Annotated in this window: 13 protein-coding genes; 7 read left to right on the forward strand and 6 right to left on the reverse strand. The window is 39.9% G+C overall.

Annotation, left to right across the window (positions count from 1 at the left end):
• Nucleotides 1-3 precede the first annotated feature (3 nt).
• The 5 genes from NF867_RS15640 to NF867_RS15660 are packed head-to-tail and all read left to right on the forward strand — an operon-like array spanning nt 4 to nt 8,552.
• Nucleotides 4-1,062, forward strand: a complete 1,059-nt coding sequence (locus tag NF867_RS15640) for a FecR family protein (protein ID WP_252589321.1) — start codon at nt 4-6, stop codon at nt 1,060-1,062.
• A 22-nt stretch (nt 1,063-1,084) separates the two neighbouring features.
• Complete coding sequence (locus NF867_RS15645; RefSeq protein WP_252589322.1) at nt 1,085-4,564, forward strand: SusC/RagA family TonB-linked outer membrane protein; 3,480 nt, start codon at nt 1,085-1,087, stop codon at nt 4,562-4,564.
• A 29-nt stretch (nt 4,565-4,593) separates the two neighbouring features.
• Complete coding sequence (locus NF867_RS15650; protein WP_252589323.1) at nt 4,594-6,177, forward strand: SusD/RagB family nutrient-binding outer membrane lipoprotein; 1,584 nt, start codon at nt 4,594-4,596, stop codon at nt 6,175-6,177.
• 10 nt (nt 6,178-6,187) lie between these two features.
• Nucleotides 6,188-7,198, forward strand: a complete 1,011-nt coding sequence (locus tag NF867_RS15655; protein ID WP_252589324.1) for a glycosyl hydrolase family 18 protein — start codon at nt 6,188-6,190, stop codon at nt 7,196-7,198.
• Nucleotides 7,199-7,220: 22 nt separating this feature from the next.
• Nucleotides 7,221-8,552: a glycosyl hydrolase family 18 protein gene (locus NF867_RS15660; protein ID WP_252589325.1), complete on the forward strand. Its 1,332-nt coding sequence runs from the start codon at nt 7,221-7,223 to the stop codon at nt 8,550-8,552.
• Nucleotides 8,553-8,908: 356 nt separating this feature from the next.
• On the opposite strand, the gene NF867_RS15665 is transcribed toward NF867_RS15660, so the two are convergent.
• The 6 genes from NF867_RS15665 to NF867_RS15690 all read right to left on the reverse strand — a co-directional run bounded on the left by NF867_RS15665 (nt 8,909) and on the right by NF867_RS15690 (nt 11,077).
• Nucleotides 8,909-9,049: a hypothetical protein gene (locus NF867_RS15665; RefSeq protein WP_252589326.1), complete on the reverse strand. Its 141-nt coding sequence runs from the start codon at nt 9,047-9,049 to the stop codon at nt 8,909-8,911.
• A 102-nt stretch (nt 9,050-9,151) separates the two neighbouring features.
• On the reverse strand, nt 9,152-9,751 hold the full coding sequence (locus NF867_RS15670) for an RNA polymerase sigma factor (protein WP_252589327.1): 600 nt from the start codon (nt 9,749-9,751) through the stop codon (nt 9,152-9,154).
• 151 nt (nt 9,752-9,902) lie between these two features.
• On the reverse strand, nt 9,903-10,232 hold the full coding sequence (locus NF867_RS15675) for a type II toxin-antitoxin system PemK/MazF family toxin (protein ID WP_252589328.1): 330 nt from the start codon (nt 10,230-10,232) through the stop codon (nt 9,903-9,905).
• Nucleotides 10,217-10,435, reverse strand: coding sequence for a hypothetical protein (locus tag NF867_RS15680; RefSeq protein WP_252589329.1), 219 nt, complete (start codon nt 10,433-10,435; stop codon nt 10,217-10,219). Before NF867_RS15680 ends, NF867_RS15675 begins: the two co-directional genes overlap by 16 nt.
• 65 nt (nt 10,436-10,500) lie before the next feature.
• Nucleotides 10,501-10,803 carry a hypothetical protein gene (locus tag NF867_RS15685; protein WP_252589330.1) on the reverse strand — a complete coding sequence of 101 codons (303 nt, stop codon included), beginning with the start codon at nt 10,801-10,803 and terminating at the stop codon, nt 10,501-10,503.
• A 10-nt stretch (nt 10,804-10,813) separates the two neighbouring features.
• Nucleotides 10,814-11,077, reverse strand: coding sequence for a helix-turn-helix domain-containing protein (locus tag NF867_RS15690; RefSeq protein WP_252589331.1), 264 nt, complete (start codon nt 11,075-11,077; stop codon nt 10,814-10,816).
• Between the two features lie 84 nt (nt 11,078-11,161).
• On the opposite strand from NF867_RS15690, the gene dinB reads away from it, so the two are divergent.
• Both dinB and NF867_RS15700 read left to right on the forward strand, forming a co-directional pair.
• The gene (gene dinB / locus NF867_RS15695; protein ID WP_252589332.1) at nt 11,162-12,307 is read left to right on the forward strand and encodes a DNA polymerase IV; all 1,146 of its coding nucleotides are present in this window, start codon (nt 11,162-11,164) and stop codon (nt 12,305-12,307) included.
• 3 nt (nt 12,308-12,310) lie between these two features.
• Nucleotides 12,311-15,250, forward strand: coding sequence for a DNA polymerase III subunit alpha (locus NF867_RS15700; protein WP_252589333.1), 2,940 nt, complete (start codon nt 12,311-12,313; stop codon nt 15,248-15,250).
• The last annotated feature ends 9 nt before the right edge of the window (nt 15,251-15,259 follow it).

Consider the following 15,259-nt stretch of genomic DNA (forward strand, 5'->3'; position numbering starts at 1 on the left):
GTAATGGAGTATTCAACCTATAGTGTAGAAGATCTTTTAACAGATGAGAGTTTTATTAACTACTGTGAAGGCAAATCAGAAGCTGATACAGCGTTATGGACTGCTATTGAAAATGAAATGCCCGAATTGTCGCCAAAAATAGCAGAGGCAAAAAGGTTGTATTCGATGTTAGCGGTAACAAACAAAGCCGAAAAGGAACAGGCTTTATTGCGTTTGAAACGTAAAATTGAATCAATTGAAGAAGCGTCAAATCTGGAAACAGAAATAACAATTCCTTCGATTAAACGCCGGATTGCATGGTACTCCGTTGCAGCTGCAGTTTTAGTATTGTTGGGAGTGTTTGCCGTTTTGCAAACGAAGGAGTCTTCACCTTATCTGATTTCAGTTCAGAATAATTTCAGCGATTTTAAAGTTGTTGCCAGTACTAAATCAAATGAGCGTAAATCCATTGTTTTGCCTGACGGAAGTAAAGTCGTTCTAAATGGATTAACGACACTTAAAATAGCCAATGCTTACAATAAAGAGGATCGTGTTTTACTGTTAAATGGTGAAGCCTTTTTTGAGGTAAGCCACGACAAAAGCAGGCCATTTGTTGTAATTGCTAATAAAACTACCACTACTGCTTTAGGAACTTCCTTTAAAATAAAAAATTACACATCTACCCATGATTGCTCAATCATGCTTCAAACCGGTAAGGTAAGAGTTGAGTCGTTTGCCAAAGAAAATAAAATACAGCGTACACAATTACTACCCGGTGAGCAGGTTTCCTTACCATCAGCCAGCGCCGAATTGCTTAAATCGAAGTTTAATAACAATGAAATTGATAACTGGCTTCAGCGCAAGTTGGTGTTTTCAAAAGCTAGTCTTAATGAAATCAAGGCTAAGCTAAATGCTATTTATCATGTGGAGATAACGGTTGAAAATACTCCTGAAAATAAAGTGGCCTTTACCGGCGAGTTTAAGAATGAGTCGCTTGAGCAGGTGTTAGATGCTATCGGTTTTTCCAATCATTTCATCTATACTATCTCTAATAATCAAGTCAACCTAAAATTTGAAAAATAATAACTAACCTAACTTTTATACTATGCAAAAAGCTTTACTGTATTATCGGTTCTATGGGCTTAAAAAGCGATTGTTCTTATTGATCGTTTTTTTACTGTCTCTTCCCGGATTTGCCCAGTCGAAGGAAGCTTTGTATTCTTTTAAATGGAAAGCAACCCCGGTGCAGCAGGTGTTTCAACAGATTGAACAAGAATCTGGTTTACGATTTTCATACAATCCGCTGGATATTGATCTGAGTAGAAAACTTGATTTAGAAATATCTAATCAGCGAATTGAAAAGATATTATCTATTGTTTCAGAAAAGATAGATATCAAATGCCTGATAAAAGGGGAGATCGTAATGGTTCAGGCCTTAAAGAAAGAGCCGTTTGTTTTAAAAGGGCTGGTAGTTGATAATAAGCAGGTGCCACTTTCGGGTGTTCCGATTTATAATGCTACTTCGAAAAAAGGAACCTCAACAGATGCTTCCGGAAAGTTTAGTATTTCGGCAGAAAACGGTGATCAGATCATTTTTAAATTTATCGGCTTTGTTTCGCAAACGATTACCGCCAATGCCACTCAAAATAATATTACCGTTGTTTTATTAGACGATGTAAAAAAACTGGATGAAACGGTGGTAACGGCTTTAGGTATTAAGCGCGAACAAAAGGCTTTATCCTATGCGTATTCTGAGGTTCAGGGCAATGAACTTAAAAAAGCACGAGAAACCAATGTTATTAACTCACTTGCTGGTCGTGTGCCGGGTTTAGTGGTGAATAGCACCGCCGGTGGACCTGCCGGTTCATCAAGGGTGATCATCAGGGGTAATACATCTATCACCGGGAATAATCAACCTTTATATGTGGTGGATGGGATGCCTATTGATAACTCCAACTACGGTCAGGTAGGAAGTGATAAGTTTTCGGGTGGCGTAGATATGGGTGACGCAATTTCGGCGATTAACCCTGATGATATTGATAAGATAAGCGTATTAAAAGGTCCTTCTGCTTCGGCGCTTTATGGTAGCCGCGCGGCAAATGGGGTTATTTTAATTACCACCAAAAAGGGAAGCGCCAGTAAAGAACTGGGGGTTGAGTTCAATAGTTCTTCAACCTTCGAAAATCAGCTAACCAGTTTTGATGGCTATCAATATCAATACGGACAAGGAACAAAACAGAACATTGCTCAAGACGCTAGTCAGGCACGTACCACCTTGTTCTCTAACTTCGGTCCTCGATTAGATGCCAGTCTGTCCGCTCCTTCGTTCGATGGTGTTAACCGTCCCTATGCGCTGGTAAAAGATAATATCAGCGGATTTTTCAGAACCGGCTCCACATTTACCAATACCATTTCATTAACCAATTCAGCTGAAAAATCATCCTTCAGGTTTTCAGCTTCTAACCTTACCAACAATGATATTGTTCCGGGCAGCGAAATGAAGCGCAACTCTTTCACATTTAATGGCAACTCGCAATTCGGATCGAAGTTAAACCTCGAAGCAAGAGCTTTTTACATGAATGAGAAGGTTACTAACCGTCCGGCAATGGCCGATGATCCAAGTAACATCGGGAACAGCTTTGTGGGCTTGGCTAACAACGTTGATCAGGCTCAATTTTCTACTGGATATAAAGATGAGTTAGGAAACTATGTTGATTGGGGAGGTGGACAGTATCGCATTAATCCGTATTGGGTAATTAACGAAATGGAGAACACCACCAAGAAAGATCGCATTTTAGGAGCTTTACAAGCGAACTATACATTCACCAAATGGTTGAGCTTACAAGGTCGTGCTTCAACCGACATCACTTTCCTTGATTACGGTAAATATAGTCCTAAAACCACCCCTGGTGCTCTTTCGGGCCGCTTAGATAAAAGAGATCAGCGCTATTCAACTACTGAAGCCGATCTATTATTATCGTTCCAACATCAGGTTACTAAAGATATTAACCTATCGGCTCGTTTAGGTGGTAGTTTATCGCGTATAAACAGCTATGGAACCACCACCGTGTATAGCAATATGACGATGACCGATGTGGTGAGCGGAAATAGTTTTGCTGAAGATTTTCCGGTAGAAGTTCCATATGAAAAGAATACTAATTCATTTTATTTGGTGGCAAGTGGTGCCTACAAAAACTTCCTTTATCTTGATGCAACAGTAAGAAGAGATGCTTCTTCAACATTGCCGGAGGATAATAACACGTATTATTACCCATCGGTTGGAGCAAGTTTCGTGTTCACTGATGCCTTTAAGTTGAATAACAATATCATCTCATTCGGTAAAGTAAGAGCTTCTGCAGCCGAAGTAGGTAATGATACCGATCCATACCAACTGGATCTATATTACTCACTCAACCCAATAACCATTAATGGTAATTCGGGAGGAGGTATTTCATCAAGTGTTCTGCCTAACAAAGATCTTAAACCTACCCGTACCCGTTCATATGAATTTGGTACTGAACTTAAGTTCTTGAAAAATAGGCTTGGCGTTGATTTTACTTATTATAATTCTGAATCAAGAGATCAGATCAACAGGGTTCCGGCTCCAATTTCATCCGGATTTACCTACCAGATTATCAATGCCGGTGTAATTTCAAACAAAGGGGTGGAGTTATTATTAACCGGTAAGCCAGTTGTTTCCAAAAACTTTAACTGGGATATAGGTTTCAACTTTGCCCGTAACGTAAACAATGTTGAATCATTAGCTGAAGGCGTTCCGTTTTTAACACTTTCGGATGCCCGCTGGATGGGTGTTTCGGTAGTTGCTATGCCGGGCGTTCCATACGGTTCTATTCTGGCTTATGATTATCAAAAAGATCCTTCCGGCAATATTATTCTCGATCCTGTAACCCTTACACCTGCTACAAGCAATGAACGTCATTTGGTGGGTAAAGGTGCATTTAGCTGGACAGGTGGTTTGATCAACACCTTTAACTATAAAAACTTTGCGCTAAACGCCGTAGTTGATATTAAGCAAGGCGCTGATTTGTTTTCAATGACCAATCTTTTTGCAGCTATCCGTGGTAGTTTATCTTCTACATTGGAAGGTCGTGCCGAATGGATTGAATCGGAAGAAAAACGAATGTCGGCAGGGAAGACCCCGGACGAATGGAAAGCGATGGGCAATGTGAAAGGGTATGTGCCAAAAGGTGTGGTACAAACCGGTACCGATTCGAACGGAAATCCAGTTTATTCACAAAATACGCAAGCCGTTGATCCTTCGGTTTACTGGGGACAAATTTATACCGATGGAAACGGTGTTGCCCGTCCATACATTTATGATGCTACCTATGTTAAAATGCGCGAACTGTCGCTCAGTTATTCATTACCAGCATCACTTTTATCAAAATGGAAAGTTAAATCATTAGCAGTTGCGTTGGTAAGCCGAAACCCATTCATTATTTATAAGAATGTTCCGAACGTTGATCCGGACTCGAATTATAATAATGGGAACGGACAAGGCTTTGAGTATGGTTCTTTGCCGTCTCGCCGCAGCTGGGGTATTAACCTTAATCTTAGATTTTAATCATGGCTTTTCATCTTAATAACAATAAAATGAAACGATATAAAGGAAAACTGTTTATGATAGCACTCTTGTCGTTGCTGTCGACTTCCTGTAACGATTTTGGAGATCTGAATACCGATCCTACCAAATCAGCCAATCTCGATGCCTCGAAGCAACTGACCTTGGTGCAGGTTCGTTTTTCAGGCGATTTAGAAGTAAATGAAAAATTGGCCGGTGTAATGACCATGCCGCTAGTTCAGCAAATAGGTGGTATTTGGTTAAATCGTTATGGGCAAATGTATATAAAGAGTAAGCCCTATTTAACCTCGCTTTGGGATTTTACCTATGGAAATGATGTGTTGAATATTGTTGACGCGGTTGAACGGACCAAAAACGATCCTACGCAAAGCAACCTGAACGCGGTATGTCGTATTATGAAGGTGTACGAGTTTGCTCGTATGACCGACCTATATGGCGATATTCCATATTTTCAGGCTGGTAAAGCCTATTCAGAAGGAATTGTAAGACCTGAATATACTGCTCAGGAGCAGATTTATGACGATTTCTTTAAAGAGCTTTCGGAAGCCTCGACTCAGTTAGATGTTTCTAAGGATCCTGTGTCGGGCGATTTATTTTACAATGGAAATATTGGTGCCTGGAAAAAATTTGCCAACTCGTTGCATTTGCGCCTGGCCATGCGCCTGGTGAAAATAAATCCAACAAAAGCAAAAGCGGAGGCCGAAGCAGCATTCAATGCCGGTTTGTTTACCAGCAATGCCGACATCTGTATGCTAAAGCATGAGAACGTGCAAAACGATTATGTTGATTATCGTGGTAATGGCGTTTCTGTGGCTTTCAATCAGTCAGAAGTTATTCCTCGTGTTTGTAATACATTTATTGAAAAACTGCGCAATACGAACGATCCTCGTTTAAAATACCTGGTTAAATACTATCTCGATATTCCTTATAAGCCTTTTGACAGAACTGATGTTACCGAACAGGTGGTAGCTAAAATCGGTTACCAGGGTGTGGCCAAAGGAAGTTATATCTGGGACGACTGGATGAGCGGGATTGATATTGAAGTTCCTGGTCGTGGTACGGTAACGCTTACCAATAATGAGCAAAAAGCTCAGCTGGATATCAGTATGATCAGGAATAATGCACCTTTTCTGCATTTAACGTATGCCGAAGTTGAGTTTTTACTGGCTGATGCTGCCAAACGTTTTAGTGTTAACTGGGGTGGAGATGCCGAATCGCATTACAAAAAAGGTATTGCAGCTGCTATGAGTCAGTTAAGCCTGTATCCCGGTGGTCCTGTTATTCCAGCAAGTGAGATCAATACATTCGTTCAGGGAAATGGTTTTGTTCCGGGCAGAGAGCTCGAGCAGATCAACACACAGTTATGGATCGCTTTGTTAATGAACGGTCCGGAGGCCTATGCTAACTGGAGACGATCAGGCTATCCGGTGTTAACACCTGCACATAACCCTGATTCGGAAGAAACAGCGATACCTCGTCGATTTGAATATCCACTTACCGAGCAAGAGCAAAATGCAACTAACTATAATAAGGCTGTTCAGGCTTTGGGCGGTTCCGACAGTTGGTTGAAAAATGTTTGGTGGGACAAGCAATAATGATTTTGAAATGAAAGTAAGTAAGTTAATTGTCTGTCTTTTTGGGGTGTTAAGCGTTTTGGCAAGCTGTAAAAAATCAGAGGCCAATCCGCAGCCACCGGTAAAGGATCCTGAAAATAAATTCAGAATTGTCGGCTATTTATTCAATTCCGGCGGCCTTTCACAAGAATCAGCGAGTGTTGATTTCAGCAAGATTACTCATCTGAACATTGCATTTATCAACCCTGATGCTAATGGTAATTTAACTGTTAGTGCCGATTTGGATCAGGTAATTGCTAGAGCGCATGTAAGCAATGTGAAAGTGTTGTTTTCTTTCGGTGGAGGAGATCCTCCTGCGCATTTGAAAGATCTGGTTAAGGAAGATAAGCGGGCTGCATTTATTGAAAAACTGGTTGACTTAGCCGTTAAGCATAATTTCGACGGTATTGATGTTGACCTTGAAGGCGATTTTATCGACAGTAATTATGAAGCTTTTATCCTTGCGCTTGATGCTCGTGTAAAAGCCAATAATAAGTTACTTACTGCTGCGGTAGCATCATGGAATCATTACAACATTTCCGATAAAGCACTTGCCCGATTCGATTTTATTAATGTAATGTCGTATGATAAAACGGGCCCTTGGAATAAAGCGAACCCAGGGCAGCATGCTCCTTACTCAATGGCCGTGGATGATATTCAGTTGTGGAATGTGACTCGTAAAGTTCCCGCCGAAAAAATCAGTTTAGGACTTCCATTTTATGGTTACTGCTTTGGAACTGATTTGCCCGATTACATGACCTATAAAGACATTGTCTCAACTTATCCTGGATCTGAAAACGCAGACCAAGTGGATGTACCAGCTAAAGGAACGGTGTATTACAATGGAATCCCAACCATTAAAAGTAAGGTTACACTTGCCTTTGAAAAACAATTGGGGGGGGTAATGATCTGGCAGTTGCTGCAAGATGCTAACGATTCAAAATCATTGTTGAAAGCCATTAATGAGGTGGTTGATTTGCATAATAATTTAAGTAACAAGTGATTACTCTTAAAATTTACTTGAAATGAAAAGACTTTTATATTTTCTAATTCCTGTTTTGCTGTTTGCCCTGGTAAGCGGTTGCGATAAGGAATACAAAGGGGTGGATGATGAACCTATTTACCCTCGCATCTTTGATAATAAAGGGGTATTCAGAACACCTTCCCGCATTATTTCCGAAGGTGAATCAGCTATTTACAACGGAATTACCTACTCTCCGGCAAGTGACATAAATGTTAGTTGGTTGGTGAATGACGAACAGGTTTCTACAGATACAGCCTATACATTCACACCTACTGAAGGTGGGGAGTACACCATTGTATTGAAGGTGACAACTCCTAATGGCGATACAACCAGTCGTACTTCGAAAGTATTGGTAAATCCAACTAATTACACCTTCAAGCCATATACGAATATTGCAATGTCGTACTTGTCTGAAAATGGCAAGGCTGCTGATGTAAATTGGGATGCTATAACTCATTTGGCCTTTAAATGTGCTCGTGTACTACCTGAAGGTACGTTGGATGTTTCAAACGGGGAGGTGAATCAAACCGCTGATGAAATTGTTGCCCGTGCCCACATTAATGGTGTTCCGGTGTTATTGGGAGTGAGTGGACGTTTATCGGGCATTGATGGCTGGGCCTTATACGGAAGCAATGATTTTGGCTCGGTAATTACCGATGCCGCCAAAATGCCTGCATTGGTTACAGCAATTAAAAATTATGTGACCAATAAGCGTATGGATGGCGTTGATATTATGATGACGGATATAAATGGAGTGGATGTGGATGGAAACCTTGCTGCTACCGCTAAGTTCTTAAACGCTTTGCGCGCTGAACTGCCTGCGACTGCAATTATTACGGTAACGGTTGCGGCTGGTTGGCAACATTGGAGCTATCCTGATCTTTCAGCTGCTAGTTGGGTGAATGTGCATGCCTTTGAAGATGGTTTGACCGTTGGTCCGGGTGCACCACGAGGGCAAGCATCGAGCTATGATTACATGGTTTCATGCGCCAATATCTGGAAGAATTTCCACCTGCCAGCCAGTAAAATTGTGATTGGAATACCGGCTTTTGGTTTACTGTACAATGCAATTGACGCAAATGGCAATAACGAAAGCTGGGGTTCTTACGGTTACACACCTTTCAAAGAAATTGTAAGGCAAGATCCAACTGCTTATACCAAGGAGTTTATTGATGTTGCATTTGGGATTTATTATAACGGAGGTCCTTTGATTGACAAAAAGACCGAGTTTATCAAGAGTCAAGGGTTTAAAGGGGCGTATTTATGGGGAGGAGATTATGATGCCACAGCGAATAACTCGTTAATGGTAACTATACATAAAACATTAAAATAACCTCGATTTATTAATAAGCCATTGTTTAATTGAAACGCCATGTTGTGGCCTTCAGTTAACAAAAGGGTTAGTTGTTAATGTGCCGGCAGCGTAAGCTTTACTTAGAGAGTATCGTTTACGTGGTCCGGCATTTTTTATTTGAAAAGCGTTAAATGTATTTATATGTGATTAATCTTTAATGCTTAATGTGAGTTTTTAAGTGGTTTTGGACGATCGATGTCTATTCAAAAAAAGAATATAGCGACAACACTCTTTTTTGTTTACAATCTCTTAGATAAAAGTAACTCCGTAGGAGTTTAATATTAATAGCTAAAGTTTAAATTGAATAGAATCCTGAAAGCTCCGTAGGAGCGAAATTATTTAATCCATTCAAATAGATATTTTGCATCATAATCAATCTTATATTTCTCTAACATTTCGATATATTCTTCCTTGAATGATTTTTTTGAATGATGTTCTTCCTGGTTATTGATATAATTAATTACTGCACTTGTCATGTCAAAACTTTTTGCTGTTCGTGATTTCAAATCCTGAATTCTTTACTATCGGATTTTATATCTGAAAGAGCAATGTGTTGATCAGAAGAGTCTGTTGAGGAATTAGGGTAATTGTATTCTGAATAAAATCATGATTGATGAAACAAGCGTTTCACGTAATGTTTTAATGGCGTTGTGAAGCGTGTTATAAACGGTTCGTTCAGAAAGGGAAGTGATCTGGGCAATTTCCTGAAAAGAAACTCCTTCGAAATAACGAAGCTGGATAATTTGCTTTTGACGCGGTGATAGTTTCTCTAAGGCCTGTAAAAGTTTCTGTTTCTTATGCTCATTCGTTTGGTTGTTCACTAAGATCGTTTCGTATGAATTTTGGACAAGCAGGCGTTCGTCAATGTTTTCTATGGAGATTGAGGGGTCGCAATTTTGCCTGAATTTATCATTGTAGGCTTTATAGATAATGCGTTTGTAAATGGTAAAAATGTATTGCTGGATGTTGGTTACTTCAGAGAGTTTATCGCGCATTTGCCATAACTCAATAAATAAATTCTGAATACTTTCTTTAATGAGCTCCTGATCTTTATAAAGCGACAAGCCAAAACGATATAAGTCGTCGTGAAATATATCGAAACACTCATAAAGACCCTGTCTTTCTCCCTCTACAAGCAAACTCCAATTTTTCTTAATTCTAGTTTGTTTGGAACTCATTCAAATAAACAATGTTACATTCAGCGTATTAAAGTATAAATAAAAATTAATTTTTAGTAAAGTCAGTGTTATTATGTTGAAAATAATATGCGTAAGGAAGAAGGTAGGGGGCAAAGAATGGTATTCTAGACTTGGCTTGAGTTTAAACTGATTACTTAATTATATCATGAATAATGCTTATTACATTTTGCATTTTCACGTTTGAAATCATGCCGGCTTTTCTGATAATGATATTTTTATCTGCGGTAAAAATACGGTTTGGTCGTATGTATGAATCAAATGGTAGCGAACCACTAATAAAATCAGTTTGGGTTAAAGTTAGTGAGAATGAATCGTCAGAATGTTGAGATGTTATCTGGCATAAAATAATGTCATCCCCTGGCAGGTCTGCCAAAACCAAAGCTGGGCAGCGTTTGGAGTTTGATAAATCGGAAAATGGAAAGGGCAAAACAACAACTTCTCCTCTTATAAACTTTCCCATGCTTTTTCCTCTTCAGCAATTAACCAATCTTTGGCCAAAACTTTTTCGCTTGCGACATGAGTAACAGGAATATCTGTTATTGCAGACTCTTCAATAGTTTCATCAACTACAAAAGCAATAATTTCTATTTTTTTGCCAATATAGTTTTTGGGTACATGTATTGAAACCTCCTGATTGTCTGGTGTTACAATGGTGCGTATCATATATTTAATCAATTAAAGTAAATGTATCACCACAACCGATAAATAAACATTTTGTTCTCATTATTTTAAAAATCTACCTTAATTACCTGGTAAGAAACCCCTTCCACAGCTTCCTTTGCCAGTTGTTCCAATTCAAAACTTTCAATTGGGTATACTTTGCCATTGTTGCTGTACCAGCTGGTATGAGCTATAATTGAAGTTTTCAGGTTTTCTTCAAATGAGGGTTGCAATAAATAGATGGCTTGGTTGCCATTTTCAATCTGATTGAACCATGGTATAAAAAGCGCCTGCTCTTGAATGCTTTTGTACCCGTTTAATTTAAGTGCTGCTAATGCCTCAGGTGTAAACACCGCTAAATGATCTGTCATTTCCATTGAACTATGAGGTAATCTTCTTTTTAATTTTCTCAGCTTCCAATAACTCTCTAAACGGCAACTCATGATAGGTCGCCAAATTTGTTCGCAATAAGGTGTCGGTGCTAAGTCCGAAATAGTCAGCAACTGTTACCAGCAACTCAAGTGGTGGCTTGGCAATGTTGTGCTCATAGCTATTAATAACGGCTCGCGAAACATTTAATTGCTCAGCTAATTCAGTTTGGCTTTTTTTTACCCTCTTTCTCAGCCATTTGATGTTTGAACCCACATAGATCATTTGATATTTTCAATTTTTATTACTAATTTATTTAGCAAATATTGATAAAAAATTTATCAAAGACAAGAAATATTTATGATCAGGAATATTGTGCATTTAGACCTCGATTCGTTTTTCGTATCGGTTGAGCAGTTGCGAAACAGTAAACTGATAGGAAAACCGGTACTAATTGGCGGAACGTCTGATAGGGGAGTAGTGGCTTCATGCAGTTATGAGGCGCGCAAGTTTGGGGTGAGTTCGGCAATGCCAATGCGTATGGCCAAAATGTTATGTCCTGACGCGATTATCGTGAAAGGAGATATGGAAGAATACTCCCGTCGCTCGCTCGAGGTAACCGAAATAATCACCAGCAGAGCCCCGGTGGTTGAAAAAGCATCTATTGATGAACATTACCTCGATATTACCGGAATGGATAAGTTCTTTGGATGCAATGTTTGGGCGCATGAACTACGCGAGTTGATTATTAAAGAAACCGGCTTGCCTATTTCCTTCGGATTGTCAGTAAATAAAACGGTGGCCAAAGTGGCTACAGGAGAGGCAAAGCCCAACGGAGAAAAATATGTGGAATTGCCTTCGGTGAATTCATTTCTGAATCCGCTGTCTATAAAAAAAATACCAGGCGTTGGCGGTAAAACTTATCAGTTATTACGCAGTATGGGTATCGAAAAAATTCATACGCTGGCTCATATTGCTCCTGAGCAAATGTACCGGGTACTGGGTGAAAACGGCATCACCATATGGCAAAAAGCAAATGGAGTCGACGAAACGCCTGTTATTCCCTATGAAGAACGAAAATCGATTAGCACAGAAACTACATTCGACAAAGACACCACCAATGTTGATTACCTCAATCAATTGCTGCAAGCCATGGTGATGGAGCTTACTTTTAAATTGCGCAAGGAAAAACGATTGACTTCCTGCGTTACCGTTAAACTACGCTATTCAAACTTTGATACTGAAACCAAGCAAGTGCGTATTCCTTATACCGCGCTCGACCGGCCCCTCATCGATGTTACCCGTGAACTTTTTAATAAACTCTACTCGCGACGAATGCTCGTTCGTTTAATTGGAGTGCGGTTCTCACACTTGGTTTCAGGGTTTGAACAGATCAATTTGTTTACAGAGTCAGTTGAGCAATATAATTTGTATCAGGCCATGGATAAAATCAGAAGGCGGTTTGGGGAAAAGGCTATTACCATAGCAGGAGTGCTTAAACAATAAATCATGTACTTGAATTGTCATAGTTGGTATAGTTTGCGATATGGCACTTTAGCCATCGAACGCTTGATTGAATTGGCAAAAGCAAACCATGTCGAATGTTTAACGCTTACCGATATCAATAATTCTACAGGGAGTTGGGAGTTTGTTAAAGAATGTACAGAAGCGGCCATTAAGCCACTGGTGGGGATAGAATTCAGGCGTGAAGGGCAATTGCTTTACATCGGAATTGCCCGAAACAATGAAGGTTTTAGGGAATTGAATGAGTTTCTAACCCGATATAATCTTTCCAAAACAGCATTGCCCGATCAGCCTGATGAATTTGCCAATGTCTATGTCGTTTATCCGTTTAACAGTCAACTTGAGCATTCATTAAAAGATAATGAATTTATTGGCGTGCGATCAACAGAGTTGAACAGGTTGTTTGGCCGACCGCTTCAGTATTTGCGCGATAAATTGGTGGTATTGCATCCTGTTACTTTTGAAAACAAGCAAGGCCGATTTTTGCATGCACATTTACGGGCTATCGACTTTAATACATTATTCAGCAAACTTCAGAAAGAGGATGTGGCTTTGGAGGGCGAATACATGTTGCCGGTGAATGAATTGAGAAAACAGTTTGAAGCGTATCCGTTTATTCTTGAAAATACAAAAAAGCTAATGGACTCATGTGCGGTGGAGTTTGATCTTAAGGAATCAAAGAATAAGAAGCTGTTTACAGAAAGTGCATATCAAGATAAGGAGCTGCTAAGAAAACACGCTTACGAAGGCATGCAATATAGGTATGGAAATAATAATCAACAGGCCAAAGATCGTATCGAAAAAGAGCTGACAATTATCAATAATCAGGGGTTTGCCGCGTATTTTTTGATCACGCATGATATGATCAGTTATACCCGGAGCAGGGGTTTTTATCATGTAGGCAGAGGTTCGGGAGCTAACAGTATTGTAGCTTATTGCATGCAAATTACAGACGTTGACCCACTGGACCTTGATCTATATTTCGAACGGTTTTTAAATCCCAAGCGTTCAGTTCCGCCTGATTTTGATATTGACTATTCCTGGAATCAGCGTGATGCGGTGCATGAGTATCTTTTTACTAAATATGGAAAAGAGCATACCGCGTTATTGGGAACCATGTCGACTTTTCAGCGAAGTGCCTCTATACGTGAGCTGGGTAAAGTTTATGGTTTGCCCAAAGAAGAAATTGATGAGTTCGCGGATTTTCCGCAGAAAGTTTGGAATCGGAATGACCTCACAAAAAAAATAAAACGCTTGGCCGATGCGATGCATAACATGCCCAATCAGCGCTCAATACATGCAGGAGGTGTACTTATCTCAGAGAAACCGCTAACTTATTATACCGCGCTCGATTTGCCCCCAAAAGGTTTGCCAACTGTGCAGTGGGATATGTACGCGGCCGAAACCATCAATTTTGAAAAGTATGATATCCTTAGTCAACGGGGCATTGGTCATATAAAAGAAGCCGTTGATATTGTCAGGCAAAACAGGGGGATAAACATTGATATCCACGACATTCCCAAACTGAAAAACGATCCGGTGGTACGGCAACAGCTTAAAACCGGCGATTCCATTGGCTGTTTTTACATTGAAAGTCCGGCTATGCGTGGTTTGTTGAAAAAGCTGCATTGTGATGATTACCTGACTTTGGTAGCCGCGAGTTCCATTATTCGGCCGGGAGTGGCCAAATCAGGGATGATGCGTCAGTATATTCAACGTTATCATCATCCTGAAAAAATTGAATACCTACATCCTGTGATGAAAGAGCAGTTGGAAGAAACCTATGGTGTAATGGTTTACCAGGAAGATGTATTGAAAGTGTGTCATCATTATGCGGGTTTGAATCTGGCTGATGCTGATGTGTTGCGCAGGGCCATGAGTGGTAAGTATCGTTCAAAAGCGGAGTTTGAGCGTATTGTACAGCGTTTTTTTGAAGGCAGTAAAGAGCTTAACAGGCCGGAAGCAATTACCAATGAGGTATGGCGGCAAGTGGAGTCATTTGCCGGTTATAGTTTTTCTAAAGCTCATTCGGCTTCTTATGCGGTAGAAAGCTTTCAGAGTTTATACCTGAAAACCTATTATCCCAAAGAATTTATGGTGGCTGTCATTAATAATTTCGGTGGATTTTATCGTACATGGGTGTATGTGCATGAGGCCCTAAAGGCTGGTTGCGTAATTCTAAATCCTTGTGTAAATGAAAGTAATCTTTATACCTGTATCAAAGGCGCTGATGTATACTTGGGGTTTATTCATATAGCCAATCTTGAAAGCAGCTTTTCATCAACAATAATAAATGAACGGCAAACCGGTGGTCCATATCTCGATTTGGAAGATTTTGTGCATCGTACTCAAATTACCATCGAGCAGGTATTATTATTAATCAGGCTGAATGCCTTCAGGTTTACCGGTAAAACCAAAAAGGAGCTTTTGTGGGAAGTGTATAATTATTTGGGGCATCAGAAAGTGAAAAAAGAGGAGGTAAAGTTGTTTAATCCTCCGGCTAAAAAATATAACCTGCCCGAATTAGAGCATTCGATTTTGGAAGATGCTTTTGATGAAATAGAACTGCTTGGGTTTCCGGTGAGTGTGGATCATTTCACAATGCTTCAAACCCGCTACCGGGGAGATGTTTTTACCAAAGACTTAGTACAACATGTCGGCCGAACGGTAAAGATGGTGGGTAACTTTGTTGCCTATAAGCCTGTGAAAACTGTAAAAGGCGAGATGATGTATTTCGGTACCTTTTTCGATGTGAATGGAGATTTTTTTGATACCACTCACTTTCCGAACACCACTCCCGAAATGCCTTTCAGGGGAGGAGGTTGTTATTTAATATTAGGAAAAGTGGTGGAAGAGTTTGGGTTTCCCAGTCTTGAGATCGAGAAGTTTGCCAAGCTGCCAACTGTTAAAGATCCCAGGTATTAATCAGTGTGC

It is taken from the genome of Solitalea agri (assembly GCF_023914155.1).
Lineage (GTDB): Bacteria > Bacteroidota > Bacteroidia > Sphingobacteriales > Sphingobacteriaceae > Solitalea > Solitalea agri.